Origin of the sequence: Mucilaginibacter paludis DSM 18603 (genome assembly GCF_000166195.2) — a bacterium.
Classification (GTDB): Bacteria; Bacteroidota; Bacteroidia; order Sphingobacteriales; family Sphingobacteriaceae; genus Mucilaginibacter; species Mucilaginibacter paludis.
Genome location: NZ_CM001403.1, coordinates 4575485 through 4597017 on the forward strand (window position 1 = coordinate 4575485; position 21533 = coordinate 4597017).

19 protein-coding genes are annotated in these 21533 nt (G+C 42.7%); 16 read left to right on the forward strand and 3 right to left on the reverse strand.

The features are described from left to right. Nucleotides 1-200 precede the first annotated feature (200 nt). Both MUCPA_RS19330 and prfB read left to right on the forward strand, forming a co-directional pair. Nucleotides 201-635, forward strand: a complete 435-nt coding sequence (locus MUCPA_RS19330; protein WP_008508730.1) for a hypothetical protein — start codon at nucleotides 201-203, stop codon at nucleotides 633-635. Between the two features lie 782 nt (nucleotides 636-1417). Further along, nucleotides 1418-2510 (forward strand): peptide chain release factor 2 gene (gene prfB / locus MUCPA_RS19335; RefSeq protein ID WP_008508731.1). Its coding sequence is split into 2 segments (ribosomal slippage): nucleotides 1418-1477 and nucleotides 1479-2510, totalling 1092 coding nucleotides; the frame shifts between segments, so codons are not numbered across the junction. A gap of 136 nt (nucleotides 2511-2646) precedes the next feature. Here prfB and MUCPA_RS19340 read toward each other — a convergent pair. Beyond that, nucleotides 2647-3240 carry a TMEM175 family protein gene (locus tag MUCPA_RS19340; RefSeq protein WP_008508732.1) on the reverse strand — a complete coding sequence of 198 codons (594 nt, stop codon included), beginning with the start codon at nucleotides 3238-3240 and terminating at the stop codon, nucleotides 2647-2649. A 232-nt stretch (nucleotides 3241-3472) separates the two neighbouring features. Here MUCPA_RS19340 and MUCPA_RS19345 point away from each other — a divergent pair, with 232 nt between their 5' ends. The 3 genes from MUCPA_RS19345 to MUCPA_RS19355 are packed head-to-tail and all read left to right on the forward strand — an operon-like array spanning nucleotide 3473 to nucleotide 4976. After that, on the forward strand, nucleotides 3473-4018 hold the full coding sequence (locus MUCPA_RS19345) for an RNA polymerase sigma factor (protein WP_008508733.1): 546 nt from the start codon (nucleotides 3473-3475) through the stop codon (nucleotides 4016-4018). Beyond that, nucleotides 3999-4271, forward strand: a complete 273-nt coding sequence (locus MUCPA_RS19350) for a hypothetical protein (RefSeq protein ID WP_008508734.1) — start codon at nucleotides 3999-4001, stop codon at nucleotides 4269-4271. Before MUCPA_RS19345 ends, MUCPA_RS19350 begins: the two co-directional genes overlap by 20 nt. Before the next feature lie 12 nt (nucleotides 4272-4283). Beyond that, complete coding sequence (locus MUCPA_RS19355) at nucleotides 4284-4976, forward strand: ATP-dependent Clp protease proteolytic subunit (RefSeq protein WP_008508735.1); 693 nt, start codon at nucleotides 4284-4286, stop codon at nucleotides 4974-4976. A 319-nt stretch (nucleotides 4977-5295) separates the two neighbouring features. On the opposite strand, the gene MUCPA_RS37835 is transcribed toward MUCPA_RS19355, so the two are convergent. Further along, nucleotides 5296-5445, reverse strand: a complete 150-nt coding sequence (locus MUCPA_RS37835; RefSeq protein WP_008508736.1) for a hypothetical protein — start codon at nucleotides 5443-5445, stop codon at nucleotides 5296-5298. 263 nt (nucleotides 5446-5708) lie between these two features. Next, nucleotides 5709-6644, reverse strand: a complete 936-nt coding sequence (locus MUCPA_RS19360; protein WP_040627706.1) for an alpha/beta hydrolase — start codon at nucleotides 6642-6644, stop codon at nucleotides 5709-5711. A gap of 172 nt (nucleotides 6645-6816) precedes the next feature. Here MUCPA_RS19360 and MUCPA_RS19365 point away from each other — a divergent pair, with 172 nt between their 5' ends. The 11 genes from MUCPA_RS19365 (at nucleotide 6817) to cyoE (ending at nucleotide 21532) form a co-directional block, all read left to right on the forward strand. Further along, nucleotides 6817-7800, forward strand: coding sequence for a deoxyhypusine synthase family protein (locus tag MUCPA_RS19365; protein ID WP_008508738.1), 984 nt, complete (start codon nucleotides 6817-6819; stop codon nucleotides 7798-7800). 268 nt (nucleotides 7801-8068) lie between these two features. Then, entirely contained in the window at nucleotides 8069-9343 is a 1275-nt protein-coding gene (locus MUCPA_RS19370) for a cytochrome c3 family protein (RefSeq protein WP_008508740.1), read from the forward strand. A gap of 39 nt (nucleotides 9344-9382) precedes the next feature. Then, entirely contained in the window at nucleotides 9383-12478 is a 3096-nt protein-coding gene (locus tag MUCPA_RS19375; RefSeq protein WP_008508743.1) for a TAT-variant-translocated molybdopterin oxidoreductase, read from the forward strand. Between the two features lie 30 nt (nucleotides 12479-12508). Beyond that, the gene (gene nrfD, locus MUCPA_RS19380) at nucleotides 12509-13981 is read left to right on the forward strand and encodes an NrfD/PsrC family molybdoenzyme membrane anchor subunit (RefSeq protein WP_008508745.1); all 1473 of its coding nucleotides are present in this window, start codon (nucleotides 12509-12511) and stop codon (nucleotides 13979-13981) included. Between the two features lie 2 nt (nucleotides 13982-13983). Next, nucleotides 13984-14520: a DUF3341 domain-containing protein gene (locus MUCPA_RS19385; protein ID WP_008508746.1), complete on the forward strand. Its 537-nt coding sequence runs from the start codon at nucleotides 13984-13986 to the stop codon at nucleotides 14518-14520. Then, the gene (locus tag MUCPA_RS19390; protein WP_008508747.1) at nucleotides 14504-15091 is read left to right on the forward strand and encodes a c-type cytochrome; all 588 of its coding nucleotides are present in this window, start codon (nucleotides 14504-14506) and stop codon (nucleotides 15089-15091) included. The genes MUCPA_RS19385 and MUCPA_RS19390 overlap by 17 nt, the downstream gene beginning before the upstream one ends. Nucleotides 15092-15105: 14 nt before the next feature. Further along, nucleotides 15106-16362, forward strand: a complete 1257-nt coding sequence (locus MUCPA_RS19395) for a hypothetical protein (protein WP_008508748.1) — start codon at nucleotides 15106-15108, stop codon at nucleotides 16360-16362. 53 nt (nucleotides 16363-16415) lie between these two features. Next, entirely contained in the window at nucleotides 16416-17618 is a 1203-nt protein-coding gene (locus MUCPA_RS19400) for a cytochrome c oxidase subunit II (RefSeq protein ID WP_040626153.1), read from the forward strand. Nucleotides 17619-17638: 20 nt separating this feature from the next. Continuing rightward, complete coding sequence (locus MUCPA_RS19405; RefSeq protein WP_008508751.1) at nucleotides 17639-19525, forward strand: cytochrome c oxidase subunit I; 1887 nt, start codon at nucleotides 17639-17641, stop codon at nucleotides 19523-19525. Between the two features lie 85 nt (nucleotides 19526-19610). Further along, complete coding sequence (locus tag MUCPA_RS19410; RefSeq protein WP_008508753.1) at nucleotides 19611-20675, forward strand: COX15/CtaA family protein; 1065 nt, start codon at nucleotides 19611-19613, stop codon at nucleotides 20673-20675. Next, nucleotides 20672-21532, forward strand: coding sequence for a heme o synthase (gene cyoE / locus MUCPA_RS19415; protein ID WP_008508754.1), 861 nt, complete (start codon nucleotides 20672-20674; stop codon nucleotides 21530-21532). Before MUCPA_RS19410 ends, cyoE begins: the two co-directional genes overlap by 4 nt. Nucleotide 21533: the final 1 nt, after the last annotated feature.

Consider the following 21533-nt stretch of genomic DNA (forward strand, 5'->3'; position numbering starts at 1 on the left):
ATTGAAAAAAAATTTCAGGATAGTGTTTAAAATACACCTGTAACTTAGTGTAAACCATACACCATCAAATTGAAAATTTTCTAAAAAAACTTACAAAATATTTACATATTCAGAATAAATATTTGTTAGCTTTGAGTTATCAATAAAAAAATTGACAAAAATCACTAAAATTCTTAAATTCACTTTTAAACTGTTTAGCAATGTTTGAAAAACTTTTTTTACTCGTAAAAAACAATGCCGGAAAGGCTGTTATCGAGAATCCTGAAATTGCACCTAAAGACCGCGAAGCTGTTATTACCGAAGCATCAAGTACCATCATTGATGTTTTAAAAGGCCAGATTGAAACGGGAAAAATGAAAGACCTGGTAAGCTTCTTCCAGTTATCGGGTGCTCAAAACCCTATTGTAAACAGTATGGTTAACAAATTTGCCAACAGGCTAAATAAATACTACGGTATTACACCAAACTCAGCTTATGTGGTTGCCGATGAATTGATCCCCGCTGTAATGATACAGTTGGTAGAGCAAAGCAAAAGCGAAACTAAAGAATTTGGTTTGGGAAGCATGTTCTCAAAACTAAATGGCAACCGTGCCGACCTGAGCGGGCTGGTTAACAACATGCTTTTGGCTTCGTAAGCTAAACTTTTTATTGCTACAGTATATAATGGCTTATACTTTGGTTCCGCAAGGGGCTAATGTATGAGCCATATTTGTTTGGGCCTCACCCCGGCCCTCTCCAAAGGAGAGGGAGGAAGATGCGGCGGTGAGGCTTTTTCCTAAGATAAGCCAGTGGATTTTCAAAGTCCCCTCCTTCGGGAGTGAAAGGAGATAACCCAGTGGATTTTCAAAGTCCCCTCCTTCGGGAGTGAAAGGAGATAACCCAGTGGATTTTCAAAGTTCCCTCCTTCGGGAGTGGAAGGAGATAAGCCAGTGGATTTTCAAAGTCCTCTCCTTTGGGAATGGAAGGAGATAAGCCGGTAGATTTTCAAAGTCCTTTCCTTTGGGAGTGGAAGGAGATAAGCCAGTGGATTTTCAAAGTCCTCTCCTTTGGGAGTGGAAGGAGATAAGCCGGTAGATTTTCAAAGTCGCCCCCTTCGGGAGTGGAAGAAGATAAGCCAGTGGATTTTCAAAGTCGCCCCCTTCGGGAGGCGAAGAAGATAAGCCGGTAGATTTTCAAAGTCCCCTCCTTCGGGAGTGAAAGGAGATAAGCCGGTAGATTTTCAAAGTCCTTTCCTTTGGGAGTGGAAGGAGATAGGCCGGTAGATTTTCAAAGTCTTCTCCTTTGGGAGTGGAAGGAGATAAGCCGGTAGATTTTCAAAGTCCTTTCCTTTGGGAGTGGAAGGAGATAAGCCAGTGGATTTTCAAAGTCCTCTCCTTTGGAGAGGATTTAGGTGAGGCTTTTTTTATATCTTTGCCGCATGACTAAAGAACAATTGCAGGATTTGAGGGATAGAACAGCTTCCCTGAGGAGGCATCTTTGACGTTGACCTGAAACTTGATGAATTACACACCGAAGAGGCCATAACTCTGAGTCCCGATTTTTGGGACCGGCCCAAGGATGCGGAAAAAGTACTGGCTTCCATCAAAGCCAAAAAAGTATGGAGCGACGGTTACCAAAAGCTGGAAGATATTGTAGAGGATACCGCTATTATGTTTGAATTTCAGCAGAGTGGCGACGCTACCCCTGAGGAAGTGCAGGAGCAATACAATATCGCCCTTAAAGCAGCAGAGGAGCTGGAATTTAAAAATATGCTCTCGGCCGAAGAAGACCAACTGAGTGCCGTATTGCAAATTACTGCCGGTGCCGGTGGTACCGAGAGCTGCGACTGGGCCAGTATGCTGATGCGCATGTACATGATGTGGGCACAAAAAAATGGCTACAAAATTACCGAAATTGATTATCAGGAAGGTGATGTGGCCGGTGTGAAAACCGTTACGTTACAGTTTGACGGCGATTTTAGCTATGGCTACCTGAAAGGCGAGAATGGTGTGCATCGCCTGGTGCGTGTTTCGCCCTTTGATGCTAATGCCAAGCGCCATACTTCGTTTGCTTCGGTATATGTTTATCCGCTGGTTGATGATACGATTAACATTGATGTTAACCCGGCTGATATTGAGTTTGAAACCTTCCGTTCGGGCGGTGCCGGTGGACAGAATGTGAACAAGGTTGAAACCGCCGTTCGTTTATACCACAAGCCATCGGGTATCATTATCAAAAACCAGGAATCGCGTTCGCAACTACAAAATAAAGAGAACGCTATCCGCTTATTAAAATCACAGCTATATGAAGCCGAAATGCGCAAACGTATGGAGATAAGCGATGCCATTGAGGGTAACAAAAAGAAAATAGAATGGGGTTCGCAGATACGTAACTACGTGTTGCACCCTTATAAACTGGTTAAGGATTTACGTACCGATTACGAAACCTCAAATGCCCAGGCGGTATTGGATGGTGAGTTAGATGAGTTTTTAAAAGCTTATTTAATGGAATTCGGCGGGCCGAAAAATTAACATTTAAAACATAGATAAGGTATGAGGGAAAATTTTGGAAGGCATTGTGCCCCGAAATTTTGACTTCATACCTTTTTTTATGAGTACAATAGCTTAGCTCAAGCCGTACTTCGCTCTTAGTATCCCGGCTATAACCTTATTCTTCCGTTAAGCCACCGACAGGTAATTTGCTCTCTATCCTTCTATCCGGAACAAGCCACATCAACGCTACAACAACGTATAAGCCAAAGCTTACCCACGACCATAGCCAGGCCGTGCCAATGGCTATGGCGTAAATAATAACCGATATTCTGCCTTTCCAATCTTTACCAAAGGCCCTGGCCAAAAAGGAATCTTTACCATGGTGCCGTATTAACAACGAGGCTAAAATGCTGTAAGCAAAACCATTCATAAAAAGTACAATACCATACAGCGCCACAGGCCATGCCGTAAAATGATTTTCGCCAAGCCAGCCGCTGGCAAAAGGTACCAGCGATAGCCAGAAAAGCAAATGCAGGTTAGCCCATAAAATAGCGCCGTTAACTGTATGCGCGGCTTGCAGCATGTGGTGATGGTTGTTCCAGTAAATGCCGATGTATATAAAGCTGAGAATATAGCTTAAAAATACAGGCAAAAGCGGTTTGATTGATTCGATGGTATCGCCATGCGGCACCTTCATTTCCAGCACCATAATAGTGATGATGATAGCAATAACACCGTCGCTAAAAGCTTCTAAACGACCTTTGTTCATAAATTATCTCCGTAGTTTGCCAGAACAAAATACTGATTTTTTTGAGCCGGAAGCATACTTTGTTAAAAGTATTGATGTTAGCAAATCAATCGGCATTACTTTTAAACTTTTATTTGAAGTTGTAATGCGCTCTTCAACAGTATTTTAAAAATCGCGTTAGCAAAAAAATAAAATTTAATTTTAGGGTGATATATAGCTGTTTAATCGCACTTACTAATAAACACTAAGTTTTATGGCGGCAACTCTCATGATCAAAACTAAGGAAGAAAGGGAGCAGGTTTTTATTTTCCTGTATAAAAAGGCATTCCCTGCTGTGGCAAAATATGTCAGCAAAATGGGCGGCTCGTTTGATGAAGCTAAGGATGTTTTTCAGGATGCACTCGTGATTTATTATGAGAAGGTGCTCACATCGGCTATTACTTTCAAAAGCAGCGAGAAGGCTTATTTGTCGGGTATAGCCAAACACTTGTGGCTTAAAACCTATCGCGAAGGCGCAAAAAAATTGCCTTTGGATGCAGTTAACCTTGATGCCATAACCGGCGATATTGAAATGGATTATGCATCAGCTAAATTGATGACTTACCTGCAAACTGCCGGGCAAAAATGCATGGATATGCTCCGTGCTTTTTATTACGATAAACTTTCGGCTGTGCAGGTAACCGAGTTGTTTGGTTATTCGGGCCCCCACTCGACAACCGTGCAGAAATACAAATGTTTGGAAAAAGTAAGAGATACCGTTAAACAAAAATCATTGACCTATGAGGACTTCCTTGAATGAGATTAAAGCCATAGAAGATCATCTTCTGGGGCACCATAACATTGGCGACACTCTGTTATTCGAGGTCCGCGCCATACTTGACACGCAATTGCGTGATAAAATATCAGCGCAGCAACGCGCCTACCATACAGTTTGGCAATACGGCCGCTTGCAACTGAAACAAGAAATAGAAGCCGTTCATCAGCAGCTATTAAACGATGCCAGGCATCAGGGTTTTATGCAAAAGGTGGTGAACATATTTTTAAACAGGTAAAACAGAACGAGAATGAATATCGATCAGCACGAATTTCGCAAATATGCAGTTAAGCATCACCGCATAAACAGTCAGCATGTGGATGGTTTCATATCCAGGGTTCAAAACACAAGCCTGCCTACCTCGATGACGCCCTACATCACCGAAGAACGCCAGCTTAATGTTGCCCAGATGGATGTGTTTTCGAGATTGATGATGGACCGCATTATTTTTTTAGGTGAAGCGGTTGATGATAAGATAGCCAATATCATCCAGGCGCAATTGTTATTCCTGCAGTCGGTTGATGCTAAAAAGGATATCCAACTGTATGTTAACTCGCCAGGCGGATCAGTTTACGCGGGCCTGGGCATTTACGATACCATGCAACTCATCGGACCCGATGTAGCAACCATTTGTATCGGCATGGCCCTATCCTTCGGCGCTGTACTGCTTTGTGCGGGGGCAGCAGGTAAGCGCGCCGCATTGAAACATTCCAGGGTGATGATCCACCAGCCCCTGGGCGGCGTGCAGGGCCAGGCATCGGATATTGAAATTACCGCCCGGCAGGTGCTCATCCTAAAAAAAGAGCTTTATAACATTATCTCAAAACACAGTAAGCAAGACTATCAAACTGTTCACGATGCATCCGACCGTGATTACTGGATGACCGCCACCGAAGCTAAAGCATTTGGCATGATTGACGAGATTTTGGGTGATATAGATTGATATGGGTAAGTTAAGAGCACTTTGCCCTGATTTTTAAGGAGATAGGAATGATAGGATTTTGGAACAGATTCGGGTATCCGGAAAACTTCTATCATTCCGAATCAATACGTTATCCGCTTATAATGAGGTGCTGTTAAGTTGTTGATTGACGACGTTGAATTTCTCTCGATCATGTCATCCCGACGCCAGGAGGGACCTTCTAAAAGCGGTATTTATACATCATGTGGAGTGCACTGATTATCAATGTGCTATTTTGCTCCGACAATCAGTATTCTTAATTTACATCATCGGCACGCTCAAACGCCGCGTGAAGGGCTTGTTACTTTTTGTCTTGATACAAAAAGTAACCAAAAAAATCAAGACTGCCCGATCCTTCCGCCCGCGAGGCCAGCTCCCGGCCCGGCGTGCAGTCGGGGCCTTTGCCCACTTTCACCTGTGCTTTAATAATTACCGAAGTTCCAAACGTCATACTGTTTTTTTGCGGTTGGTCGGATCCGTTACTTTTAATGCCGTTGCTTTTTTAGTGGGCAAAGGCAGTCATCCTGAGCCTATCGAAGGACGTGTGGCATGGCCCTGTACGAGGTGTTTTTTGATTCCGAGTTCATTAACACCTTTAAAATAAACAACAGGTGAAAAAAGTCAAGACTGCCGGACAAACCCGGCCCGGCTTGCAATCGGGCCTTTGCGCCTTTCTTTCTACACCTAACAGTCTGCGAACTGCAATCGTTATCCCTATTTTTTTGGGCCGACCGAATCCTTACTTAGCAAGCCATTCGCGTCCATCCAGTTGGTGGCGCTGTTAAACCAATAATCTTTGGTGGTTTTATTATTGAGCCCAAAACCATGGCCTCCGTTGGGGTAAATATGCATTTCGGCCTTTACATTTGCCGCCAATAGCGCGTTATAAAACATCAGGCTGTTTTGTACCGGTACGGTTTTATCATCTTCGGCCTGTATCAAAAAGGTGATCGGCGTGTTGGCGGTAACTTGTTTCTCGTTCGAGTACAGGTCCAGCTGTTGCTGGCTGGGGTTGGCGCCCAGTAAATTATGCATTGATCCTTTATGCGCCATTTCGCCAAAGCTGATTACCGGGTATAGCAATAGCATAAAATCGGGCCGGAGGTTGATGTTGGCCTTGTTGGCTATCACCGCTTTATCAAAATGCGTCCCGGCGGTCGAGGCCAGGTGCCCGCCTGCGGAAAAGCCCATGATGCCCACCTTTGCGGGGTTAATACCCCATTCGCTGGCCCGCTGCCTGATCAATTGTATCGATCGTTGCGCGTCTTGCAATGGCCCTATGGATTTATCAGCCATGATCTCGTCGCTTGGCAAACGGTATTTCAATACAAAGGCGGTTACACCTATTTCGTTAAATTTTTTGGCTACGGCATAACCTTCGTGGTCCATCGCTAACCGGGCATATCCGCCGCCTGGGCAAATAATTACGGCCGTACCGTTGGCTTTCTCCTTATCCGGGAAATAGGGGATCAGTACCGGGTCGGTTACTTTACTGGCACGGTTGTCTACTATTTCCTCAACGTAACTTGCAGGTGCCTTTTTAGCATTCGGCACCCCATCGGGATACAGTACGATAGGTTTTTGCTGAGCGATACTAAATTGAGAGGTTGCCATTAAAGTGAGTACAGATAACAAGCGTTTAAATTTCATAACACGTAAATTGGTTGCAATAAAATTATAAAAAATATGGAGGGTTAAAATATCAATATCAATAAATCTCAATATTGCTTGTTTGCTTCCCTTCAAAAATTTGCAGGGCGGTACCATTTACTCATCGGCACATTTTCATACTTTTGCATCGAAAAAATTAATTAATAATACCATGAGCGTTACAGAACGAGGACCAATATCCCGGTTTATAGAGAAAAATTACCTGCATTTTAATGCTGCGGCATTGATGGATGCAGCTAAAGGCTATGAAACCCACCTTTTAGAAGGCGGTAAAATGATGGTTACCCTGGGTGGCGCCATGAGCACCGCCGAGCTCGGTATCTCTCTTGCCGAAATGATCCGTCAGGATAAAATTCACATCATATCCTGTACCGGCGCAAACCTGGAAGAGGATATTATGAATTTGGTAGCACACTCGCATTACAAGCGCGTACCGCACTACCGCGACCTGAGCCCGCAGGACGAATGGGACTTGTTGGAAAACCATTACAACCGCGTAACCGATACCTGTATCCCCGAGGAGGAAGCTTTCAGGAGGTTGCAAAAGCATATCCACAAAATATGGAAAGATGCAGATACTGCTGGAGAACGCTACTTTCCGCACGAATACATGTATAAAATGTTGTTGAGCGGCGTGTTGGAGCAATATTACGAGATCGATCCTAAAAACTCTTGGATGCTGGCTGCTGCTGAGAAAAACCTGCCTATTATAGTGCCGGGATGGGAAGACTCTACCATGGGTAACATTTTTGCATCATACGTGATTAAAGGAGAAATAAAGGCTTTAACCATGAAGAGTGGTATTGAGTACATGGCCTGGCTTGCCGGTTGGTATCCTGAAAACTCGGGTGGTAAAGGCGTAGGCTTTTTCCAGATTGGCGGCGGTATAGCCGGCGATTTCCCAATTTGCGTAGTACCAATGCTTTACCAGGATATGGAGATGGAAAATATCCCTTTCTGGAGCTACTTCTGCCAGATCTCCGATTCAACAACCTCTTATGGTTCGTACTCTGGAGCCGTGCCAAACGAAAAGATTACATGGGGTAAACTGGACATTAACACCCCCAAATTTATAGTGGAATCAGATGCTACAATTGTAGCTCCGCTGATTTTTGCATGGCTACTAAAACAATAAATAACTTCCAAATGGGAGGCTGGTTTTTGTATGCCAAAATTATCAATTGTGACAACAATCACATTAGCCATCCCAGTAAAAACGCCGTTTTAATAAAAATTACGGCGTTTTTACTAATAATTTAGAATGTTTATAAATTAGATATAACTGTCATTTATTTGTCAGCCATTATGTAATAAATTATACTTTTGTGGACTGAAATAATGGAATACGCTTTTCAACAATTTCAAATCTTTAAAACAAATATTATTCAGCATAAATACACTTTATGAGAAATATCTCATTGATTCTTAAACAATTTTCCAGGTCGGTACTACTTATTGCAGGTCTTGCCGTTTGGGGATTCTCTGCCCGTGCACAAGGAGACGCTGCTAAAGGTGAAGCTTTGTTTAAAGCCAAATGTACCGCATGTCACAAAATCGAAAGCCGGATGACCGGACCCGCCTTGGGCCCAACCATCACATCGGAAACCGACGACAAGTGGTTAACCAAATGGATTCAAAACAACCAGGCTTTAATTACCGCTAAAGATCCAAAGGCTGTTAAAATCTACAACGAGTACAACCAGGCTGCAATGACTGTGTTTACCGAGCTATCCGACGGTGACGTAGCCAATATCATTGCTTACGTGCGTGCCGATTGGAAAACCATGCAGGCTGCACCGAAGGGAGATCCTTCAAAAACCGGTGGCGCAACGGCTGATTCGGGCCCAAGCAACCTGGTTATCTTTGGTTTGCTTGGCGTAATCGTTATTGCGTTTATCATCATCCTGGTGCTTAACAGGGTTATTGCAACTTTAGAGCGCCTGTTGCTGAACAGAAAAGGATTATTACCCGAAGTAGCTGAGGAAGATACTACTAAAGCCGCTGCCGAGCGTGCCGCTACCTTTAAAAAGCTGTTGAAAAACAAGAAACTGGTTTTCTTTTTTTTACTTAGCTTTACTATAGCAGGAGCCAGCTGGCAATGGACAACCTTGTGGAACACCAACGTGCACACAGGTTACCAACCGGTACAACCAATCAAATATTCGCACCAGTTACACGCCGGTACTATGAAGATTGATTGCCAGTATTGCCATGGTGGTGCTTATAAATCTAAAAATGCAACTATCCCTTCATTAAACGTTTGTATGAACTGCCATAAGGTAGTTAAAACAGAATCGCCGGAAATTCATAAAATTTATGATGCTTTGGGTTACGATCCGCAAACTCAAAAATATGATACTACCAAAGCAAGGCCAATCCAATGGATCAGGGTACACAACCTGCCCGACCTGGCTTACTTTAACCACTCACAACACGTAAAAGTTGGCGGTATTAAATGCCAAACCTGCCACGGCCCTATCGAAACCATGCAGGAAGTTAAGCAATACTCGCCTCTAACCATGAAATGGTGTATTCAGTGCCACAAACGTACCGAAGTTAACTACAAAGGCAACGCGTATTATGATAACATGATACAAGTACACGACAGGATAAAACGCGGAGAGAAAGTTACCGCTGCAGCATTAGGTGGTATCGAGTGCGGTAAATGTCATTATTAATAAAAAGATTTAAACTTACAATTACAGTTAATAGCTTAAATGGAAAGCAATAAGAAATACTGGAAAGGTTTAGAAGAGCTGAACAATAGCCCGGAGTTTGTTGAATTAAACAAAAACGAGTTTGCGGAGCCTATACCATTTGAAGATATATTGAGCGGAACCGGTTTAATGAATAAAACCCCTCGTCGTAGTTTCTTAAAAGCGGTAGGGTTTGGCGTTGGTGCGGTTTCATTAGCGGCCTGTCAAAAAGTTCCTGTTCATAAATCTATCCCCTACTTAATTAAGCCCGAAGAAGTAACTCCTGGTATAGCTAATTACTACACCTCAAGTTATGATGGTCATGCTATTTTGGTAAAAACACGCGAAGGCCGCCCGATTAAAATTGAAGGTAACCCAGCCGACTTATTATCTAAAGGTGGTTTGAACGCCCAGGCCCAAGCTTCTGTATTGGAATTGTATGATGTTAATCGTCTGCAAAATCCGATGAAAGATGGCAGCGAGTCATCATGGAGCGATATAGATAGCTTTGTAAAATCTGAGCTTGCCGCTATTAAGGCAGGAGGTAAAAAAATACGTTTGGTAACCTCAACCGTACACAGCCCTTCAACACTGGCTGTTATAAACGATTTTATCAAACAATACCCTAATACCAAACATATCAATTACGATGCAGTATCATATACCGGTATTATCCAGGCTAATCAAAACAGCTTTGGTAAAGCCGTTTTACCTCATTACCGTTTTGATAAGGCTGATGTTATTGTAAGCTTTGGCGCCGACTTTTTAGGCTCATGGATATCACAGGCTGAGTTTATGAACCAATACGTTTCTAACCGGAACGGAAAATCGTTGGCTAATAAAAAAATGTCAAGGCATATCCAGTTTGAAACCGGAATGAGCCTTACAGGTACTAACGCCGATGTGCGCGTACCGCTTAAGCCATCAGAAGAAGGTATTGCAATTATCAATTTATACAATGCCATAGCAGGTACTACATTACCAGGAAGCCAAAAACTGACTGCTAATCCTAATGCCGAAAAATCAATCCTTTTAGTAGCTAAAGAATTACAGGCTGCTAAAGGTAAGGCCTTGGTTGTTGCCGGTTCAAACGATGTGGCCACACAAGTACTTGTAAACGCTATTAACTCTTTATTGGGTAGCTACGGTAGTACTATTGATCTGGATAATGTTTCAAACAAATACGCCGGTAACGATTCTGAACTGGTTGAGTTGATCAACGATATGAAAGCCGGTCAGGTTGACGCTGTTTTCTTCCTGGATGCCAACCCTGCGTATGATTATTTTAAAGCAAAAGAATTCAGTGCAGCTTTAGCTAAAGTGAGATTGAGAGTGTCTTTCGCAGATCATGGTAAAAATGGCGAATCATCTACAGTAATAGGTGACGAAACATCTTCATTATGTAATGTAATAGCACCAAATCATCATTACCTGGAATCATGGGGTGATGATAATGTACTTGAAGGTTACTATACTATTGTACAGCCTACAATTAACCCGGTTTACAATACACGCCAGGCCGAAGAAAGCTTATTACTTTGGAGCGATAACGCTATTAAGGATTATTACAGCTACGTGCGTAACAACTGGAGTACAACTTTATTAGCTAAAGGTGGTCTTTCAGGTCAATCAGGATGGGAGTCTTTATTACAAACAGGTTTCGTTAAGGTAGCCGAAAAACCAGCAGGTACTTACAGTTTCTCTAAAGATCTGAATGCAGTAGCTCAAACCATATTGAACCACAGCAGCCAGTTGGCAGCAAAAGGCGATTCGCAAGTTGAATTGCAGGTTTATCAAAGTTCGGTAATACGTGATGGTAAAAAAGCGAACAACCCCTGGTTACAAGAGTTGCCAGATCCGGTTTCGAAGGTTACCTGGGAAAACTTTGCGGCCATTTCGCCTAAGTTTGCCGAGAAGCTGGGTATAGAAGAAAATCAGGTGATTAAAGTAACCGTTGACGGTTATACCATTGAATTACCCGTGTTATTTCAACCAGGACAAGCACAAGGCACTATTTCGGTAGCTGTTGGTTATGGCCGCACGTTGGCAGGCCCGGTAGGTAATGCCGCAGGCCAAAATGCTTTCCCTTTCCAAAGTTTCCGTAACGGAACTTTTCAAACATCGGCAGTTGCTACGTTTGAAAAAACAGGTGAAAAATCTATCCTGGCTCAAACACAAACACACCACTCATACGAAGGTCGTAGCGTAATTCAGGAGACCACCTTCGAAAAATATAAAAAGGACGCTGCAGCAGGTAACCGTAGTGTTAAAGAACACAAGGTTTATACCTTGTGGGATGAGTATGAGCGCCCTCAATACAACTGGGTAATGGCTATCGACCTGAACGCTTGTACAGGTTGCGGAGCTTGCGTAGTTGCTTGTAACGCCGAAAATAACGTTCCGGTTGTTGGTAAAGACGAGGTTCGCCGTCGTCGCGAAATGCACTGGATCCGGATTGACAGGTACTACAGTTTTAACGAAGCTGATGGTGCGGTTACCAAGGAAAAAGAGATCAATGTGTTGAAGGATGACAAGAGTCATATGGATAACCTTGATAACGTATCCGTGGTGTACCAACCGATGTTATGCCAACACTGTGATCATGCTCCTTGCGAAACAGTTTGCCCGGTATTAGCTACCGTACACTCATCGGAAGGTTTAAACCACATGGCTTATAACCGTTGCATCGGTACACGTTACTGCGCTAACAACTGCCCTTATAAAGTTCGTCGTTTCAACTGGTTTAACTACTGGAACGATTCACGTTTTGATAACTACCTGAATAACGAGCATACACAATTAGTATTAAACCCGGATGTGGTAACCCGTTTCCGTGGGGTGATGGAAAAATGCTCGATGTGTATTCAGCGTATCCAAGCTGGTAAGTTAAAGGCAAAAATCGAAAAACGCCCGTTGAAAGATGGCGACGTTAAGGTTGCCTGTCAGCAAACCTGCCCAACAAACGCTATCGTTTTTGGTAACGTAAATGATCCGGAATCTGAAGTTGCAAAAGCACTGAAAAGTGAAAGAACATACTACGTATTAGAAGAATTAAACGTACAACCGGGTATAGGTTACCAGGTTAAGGTTAGAAATACAATAGAACAAGAGGCTTAATTTATACATCAAAATAACAGAGATAAAAATATGGCATCTCATGGCGAGTCGATAATAAGGGAACCGTTAATCACAGGCAAGAATATCACCTATGCCCAGATTACTAACGACGTGTTACTCCCTGTTGAAAATAAACCAACCAAAGCATGGTGGATCGGGTTTACCGTAGCCTCTTTAGGCGCTTTACTTTGGGTGGTTGCAGTTAGTTATACTTTTTGGTTTGGAATTGGAGCCTGGGGTTTGAATAAAACAGTAGGATGGGCATGGGATATTACGGGTTTCGTATGGTGGGTAGGTATCGGTCACGCCGGAACGCTGATCTCCGCCGTATTGTTACTGTTCCGCCAAAACTGGCGTAACTCCATTAATCGGTCGGCCGAGGCGATGACGATCTTCGCGGTAATCTGCGCGGCCACATACATTGTGGCTCACATGGGCCGCCCCTGGATGGCTGTTTACTCTTTACCTTTACCAAATCAATATGGCTCATTATGGGTTAACTTTAACTCTCCGCTAATCTGGGACGTATTTGCGATATCAACTTATTTTTCGGTGTCATTAGTATTTTGGTACACTGGTTTATTGCCGGATATTGCTACCATTCGTGACCGCGCCGTTGGTTTACGCCGCCGTATTTACTCTGTGCTGTCTTTCGGCTGGACAGGTTCGGTAAAAACCTGGCAACGTTTTGAGACTGTTTCATTAATATTGGCAGGTATCTCAACCCCGCTGGTACTTTCGGTACACACCATTGTATCTATGGACTTTGCAACATCGCTCGAGCCCGGATGGCATACCACCATTTTCCCTCCTTACTTCGTTGCGGGGGCTATCTTTTCCGGGTTTGCCATGGTGCAAACGCTGTTACTTGTAGCACGTAAAGTATTAGGTCTGGAAAATTACATTACCATGTTCCACATTGAATCAATGAATAAGATCATCATCTTAACAGGTTCAATTGTAGGTGTGGCATACATTACTGAGTTCTTTATAGCCTGGTATTCTGGTGTTGAATATGAGCAATATGCTTTCATCAACCGTGCTACCGGACCATACTGGTGGGCATACTGGAGCATGATGTCGTGTAACGTAATCTCTCCTCAGCTTTTCTGGTTCAGAAAATTGCGTTTAAGCATTCCTTTCTCCTGGTTCCTTTCCATCATCGTGAACATCGGTATGTGGTTTGAGCGTTTCGTAATTATCGTTACCTCACTGCACCGCGATTATATTCCTTCAAGCTGGGCCATGTTCTATCCAACCTGGGTTGAGGTAAGTATCTTTATCGGTTCAATTGGTGTATTCTTTACCTTGTTCCTGCTGTTCATCCGTGTGTTACCGTCTGTAGCTATGGCCGAGGTGAAATTGTTATTGAAAGGCTCAAGCGAGCAGGCCAAGAAGAAAGTATTAGCTGGCGGACATGTTGAGCCTGAACAAGCAGCCTTCTATAAAGAAGCACTGGAGAAATTTGATAGTGTTGAACTGGCAGATTACGAAAAAATATAAACATGAGTAGTACAAAATTTATATTAGGCCTATTTGAAGATCCCGACGAAATGTTGGACGGGATCCATAAACTACAACAAAATAGCATTCCTATTTATGATGTATATTCGCCAATGCCTATACACGGCATTGAAGCAAAATTGGGCATCAAAGAATCACGTTTAGGCTACGCCGCCTTTATATTCGGCTGTACAGGTGGTACGGTAGCATTCAGCATGCTTTATTACATGCTGGTTTGGGATTGGCCGCATAACATCGGAGGTAAGCCCAACTTCGCCATCCCGGATTTTGTTCCGATCACCTTTGAGTGGACTGTATTGTTCACCGCATTTGGTATGGTGTTAACATTTTTTTATGCTACACACCTTTTCCCGGGTCGCGCACCAAGGGTAATGGACCTGAGAGCTACCGATGACAGGTTTGTGATCGCTATTGATGCCAGGGGAAATGTTCCTCACGAGGATATTACGAATATATTAAAAGAAGCAGGTGCTGTAGAAGTTAAGCATAACGACAGAAAATATGTTAGCTATGAATAAATTTAGAATATTAGGTGCAACAGTTATAACTATTGCTGCTTCTGTGATGATCACTTCATGTGGTCATGATAAAAGAAGCACGGGATGGGAGTATGCCCCTAATATGTATGAACATATTGCATACGATCCGGATCAGAAAAATCCAAATTTTAAGGATGGTAAAACAGCCCAGGTGCCGCCGGCAGGTACCATACCTGTAGGGTTCGTGAGGTTTGATTACCCCAACACCAAAGATGGCTACGAAAAAGCAAGCTTGGAAGTAAAAAGCCCAATGGCGCAAACCAAACAGAACTTTGCTGAAGGGCAAGTATTGTTTATGCACTATTGCTCACCATGCCATGGAGAGACGGGGCAGGGTGATGGCCTGGTGACACAACACGGTTATCCAAACCCTCCTTCTTATTCAAAAGGACAATCTTCACGTGGTGGAGCAATGAAAGATCTAACCGACGGTAAAATATACCACACTATCACTTATGGCGTAAACGCGATGGGTTCATACGCATCACAGCTTAACCCTGATGAGCGCTGGAAAGTAGTGATGTATATTCACCATTTACAAACTTTATAAGATTATTTATATTGATGGAAACTCATAATAATTTTGACCAGGGGTTCGTTTTCGCGGGCAAGGCCAAAACCTTCAGCTTAATTGCGATTGTTATTGGTATCATATGCGTTGCATTTGGATTATACACCCATACCGAACGAACCTTTGATAACCTGTTGCTGATGGGTTACTATTTTACCTGTGTATGCTTGGCTGGTTTATTTTTCTGTGCTGTGCAATATGTGGCACAGGCTGGGTGGTCAGCGTCATTAATCCGCATCCCCCAGGCATTTGCTAAAACATTACCCTACGCTGCGGTAGTACTGGTTCTGATTGTCATAGCTGGTTTAAGCCTGACTCATAAAGTTATAAACGAAGAAGGTAAAGAAGTTGTAGCGCCTTATTTATATAAATTGTGGGCAATTAAAGGTGTTGAGGTTAAGGGCAGCGAAACTTACGATGCTATTATAGCCGGTAAACACTCTTTCTTAAACATACCTTTCTTTTTAGGCCGCTTAATAGGCTTTTTAGGCATCTACAGCATATTTGGCTACCTGCTTGTTAAATACTCCAAGAATGAAGATGAAATAGGCGGCATGTCTAACTACGAGAAGAGCTTTAAAATGGCTTGTATCTTTTTGGTTATTCTTGGTTTTACCAGCCCTATTTTTGCTTTCGATACAATCATGTCTTTAGAGGCGCACTGGTTCTCTACGATGTTCGGTTGGTATAACTTTGCTGCCATGTGGGTTAGCGGTTTGGCTACTATCACTTTAGTATTGATTTTGTTAAGGCAGGCGGGCTACTTTAGCTGGATCACACAAGATCACTTACATAACTTAGGTCAGTTGATTTTCGGTTTCTCGATATTCTGGACTTATGTATGGTTCGCACAGTTCCTGTTGATTTACTACGCCAACCTACCTGAAGAAGCTGTATATTTTTACAAAAGATGGGAACCTGAATTTAAGCCATGGTTTTGGTTGAATATTATCATTAATTTTGGAACGCCGGTATTGCTGCTGATGTCTCGCGATGCTAAGCGCTTAACCAGCCGGTTAAAATACGTTTGTATCGTACTGTTATTGGGCCACTGGTTGGATTATTACATGATGATTATGCCGGGAACAGTAGGTGGTGAAGGCCGTGATTTTGGAATAATTGAAATTGGTACAGCTATAGGATTTGGTGGTTTGTTTGTATTCGGGATGTTAGCCTCGTTAAGCAGGTTTAAATACCTGGTACCAAAAAATCACCCGTTTTTACAGGAAAGCTTACATCATCACATTTAATAATTAGTTTACTTTTGTATTCACCTGATCAGAATACCAAAAAAGAATATATAATGGCATTCAAAAAATTAATAAATTTTAAAACTTTATCATCGGCGTTTGCTGCTATGCTGCTTTTTACAACCAACATGGTGATGGCGCAGGATACCGCGCAAACAGCCACCACGTTAAGTACAGATGACGCGGCTAAAAGCGCGATGTGGATAGGCGTTGGTTATTACGTGCTATTAGTTTTATTATTAGCTGTGATTATCGGCATAGTTGGTAAAATACTTCGTGTGTACGATTTAACGCAGCAGATCCAGGGTAAAAAATCCATGAACTGGAATAATATTTTGGGTGTCATGTTCATTATATTCCTGATTGTAGGATTATATGGCGCTTATTGGTCGTTTACTGTGCAAGGCGCTATGTTGCTGCCCGAAGCAGCATCCATTCACGGTGTTAAAACAGACACCATGTTCTACGTTACTTTCGGAATCACAGTAACCGTATTTGTAATTACGCAGATCCTCTTATTTGGATTTTCGTTCAGATACCGCGCTACCGGAAAACGTAAAGCTTATTTTTATCCTCACAATAACACCATCGAGAAAATTTGGACCGTTGTTCCGGCTATTGTGTTAACCATCTTGGTGATCACCGGGTTTTTCACCTGGAAAGAGATCACCAATAGTGTTGACGCCAAAGGCTCGCCAGCCTCTATCGATATTGATGTTACCGGGCATCAGTTTGCCTGGGAATTAAGGTATCCTGGTAAAGATGGTAAGTTAGGAGCAAAAAACTACAGATTAGTTACAGGCACCAATAAGTTAGGTATAAATTACCAGGACAAACATAGCTTTGATGATTTAGCCGCTGATACTTTAGTAATACCGGTTAACAAATCAATCCGGTTAAATATCCTGGCTCAGGATGTAATTCACAGTGTTTACATGCCTCACTTCCGCCTTCAGTTGAACGCTGTTCCGGGATTGCCAACTTTTTTTAAGTTTACCCCAACAATTACTACTGCTGATATGCGTAGCAAAGTTGATAACCCTAAATTTGAATACCTGCTATACTGCAATAAAATTTGTGGTGGTGGCCATTACAATATGCAAAAGGTAGTACGCGTTGTTACCGATGCTGAATACAACCAATGGTTATCTAAGCAAAAGCCTTATCTAAATGACCAGTTGAAGAAGGAATTGAAGATGGCCGACAACGGTCAGACAAAGCAAGCGGCTCCAAACAGATTAGCATTAAATAATTAATTTTACAAAGATTAGCGATTATGTCAACATTAGCAGTTCACGGTCATGAGGTTGGTCATCAAGATCACGATCACGAACATCATCACCAAGATACGTTTATAACAAAATATATTTTTAGCCAGGATCATAAAATGATCGCCAAGCAATTCCTGATCACAGGTATTACCATGGCGGTTATCGCGATGATTCTTTCTATCCTGTTCCGTATTCAGTTAGCTTATCCTGATAAATCGTTCCCCTTGTTGGAAACTTTGTTGGGTCGTTTTGCACCTGAAGGAAAAATTAGTCCCGATTTTTACTTGTCGCTGGTAACCATTCATGGTACCATCATGGTATTCTTCGTGTTGACAGCCGGTTTGAGCGGAACGTTTAGTAACTTATTAATTCCTTTGCAACTGGGTGCCCGCGATATGGCATCTCCGTTTATGAACATGCTTTCTTACTGGTTGTTCTTTTTAGCCAGCGTTGTGATGTTAAGTTCATTTATGGTTCAAAAAGGACCTGCCAGCGGTGGATGGACAATTTATCCTCCTTTATCTGCTTTACCTAAAGCGATGCCCGGCTCCGGCGAGGGTATGACCTTGTGGTTAATCAGTATGGTGATGTTTGTTGCGTCATCATTGATGGGTGGTATCAACTATGTAAGTACGGTATTGAACATGCGTACCAAAGGGATGGACCTTTGGAAAATGCCTTTAACAATCTGGGCTTTCTTCCTTACCGCTATCTTAGGTGTATTAGCATTCCCTGTGTTAGTTGCCGGCGTGGTATTATTGATCTTTGACCGTAGCTTCGGTACAAGTTTTTACTTGTCAGATATTGTTGTAGCGGGTCATGTGATGCCTTACGAAGGTGGTAGCCCTATCTTGTTCCAGCATTTGTTCTGGTTCCTGGGCCACCCTGAAGTATACATCGTAATTATGCCTGCATTGGGTATCTCTTCAGAGATTATTGCCACTAACTCCCGTAAGCCAATCTTCGGTTACCATGCGATGGTTTACTCGCTGATAGGTATTACTGTATTGTCTTTCATTGTATGGGGTCACCACATGTTTGTAACAGGGATGAATCCATTTCTGGGCGGCGTGTTTATGATCACTACGTTGATTATCGCTGTGCCATCGGCAGTAAAAACGTTTAACTATTTGGCTACGCTTTGGCGCGGTAACCTTCGCTTTACACCAGCGATGCTTTTCGCCATCGGCTTGGTTTCCTTCTTTATCTCCGGCGGTTTAACTGGTATATTTTTGGGTAATGCTGCTTTGGATATTAACCTGCACGATACTTACTTTGTAGTAGCTCACTTTCACCTTGTAATGGGTTCGGCTGCTATATTTGGTATGTTGGCTGGTGTTTACCATTGGTTTCCAAAAATGTTCGGTCGTATGATGGACGAAAAATTAGGTTATCTGCACTTCTGGTTAACTTTTGCCGGTGCTTACCTGGTGTTCTTCCCGATGCACTTTATGGGTCTGGACGGTGTTCCGCGTCGTTACTACGCTTTCACTGAGTTTGAATCGATGAAACAGTGGTTATCGGTAAATACCTTTATCACCTGGGCGGCAATAATGTCGGCTGTAGCGCAGTTAGCATTTTTGTTCAACTTTTTCTATTCTATATTCTTCGGTAAAAAAGCAACTCAAAATCCTTGGGAGTCTAACACTTTAGAGTGGACTACCCCTGTTGAGCACATCCATGGTAACTGGCCTGGTGAGATTCCAACCGTTTACCGTTGGCCATATGATTACAGCAAACCTGGTCATGACGAGGATTTTATCCCTCAAACTGTACCTTTCTCTCAAACCATGAGTTCAAATTTACCACATGACTTTGAGGATAATGAAGCTGGTTTGGAAGCTCATGCACAATGGCAAAAAGCAAACACGCCCAGAGAAGAAGTAAAATAAGATTTTAATCTGTCTGATTTTTTGGGGTATCTGTAGCAGGAATTTTCCTAAACAGATACCCCAACTTTTTAGAACAATATTTTAAATGAAGGTATCTCCCGAAAAAAAAAGGTTTCAAACGATAAATGCAGCAACTGTAATGGTGCTTTTTGTTTTGATACTGGCGGGCGGAGTAGTACGTAGCACTGGTTCTGGGATGGGATGCCCGGATTGGCCTAAATGTTTTGACCAATATGTGCCACCAACAAGCATCACACAGATACCGAAGAACTACAAGGAAAAATACGTTACCAAACGGCTGGAGAAAAATAAACGTTTTGCCCACACGCTTGATATATTTGGTTATACCGACTTAGCAAACCGGATCCGTAACGATAAATCCATATTACTGCCTGAGGATTTTAACGCGGCCAAAACATGGACGGAGTATATTAACCGGTTGGTAGGGGTTGTATCCGGGATTTTATTGCTGCTAACTGCCGTTTATTCATTTGCTTATATAAAGGATAAGAAGAGGATAGTTGTAGCCAGTATTTTTAACTTGATACTGGTGGGCTTTCAGGGATGGCTGGGTAGCATTGTGGTATCAACTAACCTGGTTGCCTGGATAGTAACCTTACACATGCTGTTGGCTTTGGCTATTTTGGCTTTGAGTATTTATACCTATCACGCAGCAAGGCTTAATAATTACAGTAACCAGGTTGCTGCTACGCCGCTAATCAGGTTGATTATGATTGCTGTTTTGGTATTAAGTATTATACAGATCACTTTCGGAACGGAGGTGAGGGAGCGGATCGATGCGATATCGGGTAGGCTGCAAGGCCAGTCGAGAGATAGTTGGGTAACTGATGCGGGGATGGTTTTTGCGAATCATCGGGATCTGGCGTTGGTTGTTTTATTTGTGAATGTGGTTTTATATGCGTTGATACGTAAAACATTTAACAGGCATTCGATCCAGCAACAGATAATGAGTTTTAGTTTTTTAATGATTATGCTGCAAATTGTATCAGGTATTGTGTTATCGTACGGTAGTTTGCCGCCGGCGGCGCAGGCGGTACATATTGTGCTGGCAAGTTTAGTTTTTGGCGCACAATTTTACCTGATGCTTAATTTATACAGGAGTGCTAAAGTTTGGGGAAGTAACGGATGAAGTGGAGCGATTTTTCAAAGCTGATCAAATTCAGGCTAACATTCCTGGTGGTATTTTCTGCGTCCATTTCTTTTCTGATTGGAAGTAAGGTAAATGGCATAATTGATTGGAGTAACTGGGGAATGCTGATTGCAGGTGGTTTTTTGGTGACCGGCGCGGCTAATATTTTTAATGAGATTATAGAAAAGGACCTGGATAAACTGATGAAGCGTACCATGGACCGCCCTATTCCTTCCGGGAAAATGACAACCGGGCAGGCGTTGGTTATTGGCTTGTTCATGGGTATATTCGGTACCTACCTGTTAGGCAAACTGAATTTAACAACGGGTTATTTATCTGTTTTTTCCATTATGTTGTATGCGTTTGCTTATACACCGCTAAAGCGTAAATCCCCCATCGCCGTTTTTGTTGGTGCTATACCCGGTGCGTTTCCAACGCTTATCGGCTACGTTGCCGCCCATCCACAGATAGACGAGATCGCCCTGGTATTATTCGGCATTCAGTTTGTTTGGCAGTTTCCGCATTTTTGGGCAATTGCCTGGGTGCTGGATGATGATTATAAATTAGCAGGTTTCAGGTTATTGCCTACCGGCAGCCGCAACCGCACAAGCGCTGTTTTTGCTTTAATATTTACGCTCATTTTGTTGCCGGTAAGTTTACTGCCAACATTCATGGGGTTTGGTGGTTATGTAGTGGGTGGCGTTTCGGCGGTAATGAGTTTAATATTTTTATACCAGGCTTTTAGTCTGGTGCGTACCCTTGAAATTAAATCGGCAAAGCAGTTGATGTACGGCTCGTTTTTTTACCTGCCCATAGTACAAATGGTTTTATTGTTCAATTTTATAGGAAAGAATTAAT

Bases quoted from the DNA above. Each gene is read 5' to 3' on its own strand.
- MUCPA_RS19355 (WP_008508735.1), top strand. From the start codon at position 4,284: ATGAATATCGATCAGCACGAATTTCGCAAATATGCAGTTAAGCATCAC.
- MUCPA_RS19365 (WP_008508738.1), top strand. From the start codon at position 6,817: ATGAGCGTTACAGAACGAGGACCAATATCCCGGTTTATAGAGAAAAAT.
- MUCPA_RS19385 (WP_008508746.1), top strand. From the start codon at position 13,984: ATGAGTAGTACAAAATTTATATTAGGCCTATTTGAAGATCCCGACGAA.
- MUCPA_RS19370 (WP_008508740.1), top strand. From the start codon at position 8,069: ATGAGAAATATCTCATTGATTCTTAAACAATTTTCCAGGTCGGTACTA.
- MUCPA_RS19360 (WP_040627706.1), bottom strand. From the start codon at position 6,644: ATGAAATTTAAACGCTTGTTATCTGTACTCACTTTAATGGCAACCTCT.
- MUCPA_RS19410 (WP_008508753.1), top strand. From the start codon at position 19,611: ATGAAGGTATCTCCCGAAAAAAAAAGGTTTCAAACGATAAATGCAGCA.
- MUCPA_RS19400 (WP_040626153.1), top strand. From the start codon at position 16,416: ATGGCATTCAAAAAATTAATAAATTTTAAAACTTTATCATCGGCGTTT.
- MUCPA_RS19375 (WP_008508743.1), top strand. From the start codon at position 9,383: ATGGAAAGCAATAAGAAATACTGGAAAGGTTTAGAAGAGCTGAACAAT.
- nrfD (WP_008508745.1), top strand. From the start codon at position 12,509: ATGGCATCTCATGGCGAGTCGATAATAAGGGAACCGTTAATCACAGGC.
- MUCPA_RS37835 (WP_008508736.1), bottom strand. From the start codon at position 5,445: ATGACGTTTGGAACTTCGGTAATTATTAAAGCACAGGTGAAAGTGGGC.
- MUCPA_RS19340 (WP_008508732.1), bottom strand. From the start codon at position 3,240: ATGAACAAAGGTCGTTTAGAAGCTTTTAGCGACGGTGTTATTGCTATC.
- MUCPA_RS19330 (WP_008508730.1), top strand. From the start codon at position 201: ATGTTTGAAAAACTTTTTTTACTCGTAAAAAACAATGCCGGAAAGGCT.
- MUCPA_RS19405 (WP_008508751.1), top strand. From the start codon at position 17,639: ATGTCAACATTAGCAGTTCACGGTCATGAGGTTGGTCATCAAGATCAC.
- MUCPA_RS19395 (WP_008508748.1), top strand. From the start codon at position 15,106: ATGGAAACTCATAATAATTTTGACCAGGGGTTCGTTTTCGCGGGCAAG.
- MUCPA_RS19390 (WP_008508747.1), top strand. From the start codon at position 14,504: ATGTTAGCTATGAATAAATTTAGAATATTAGGTGCAACAGTTATAACT.
- MUCPA_RS19345 (WP_008508733.1), top strand. From the start codon at position 3,473: ATGGCGGCAACTCTCATGATCAAAACTAAGGAAGAAAGGGAGCAGGTT.
- MUCPA_RS19350 (WP_008508734.1), top strand. From the start codon at position 3,999: ATGAGGACTTCCTTGAATGAGATTAAAGCCATAGAAGATCATCTTCTG.
- cyoE (WP_008508754.1), top strand. From the start codon at position 20,672: ATGAAGTGGAGCGATTTTTCAAAGCTGATCAAATTCAGGCTAACATTC.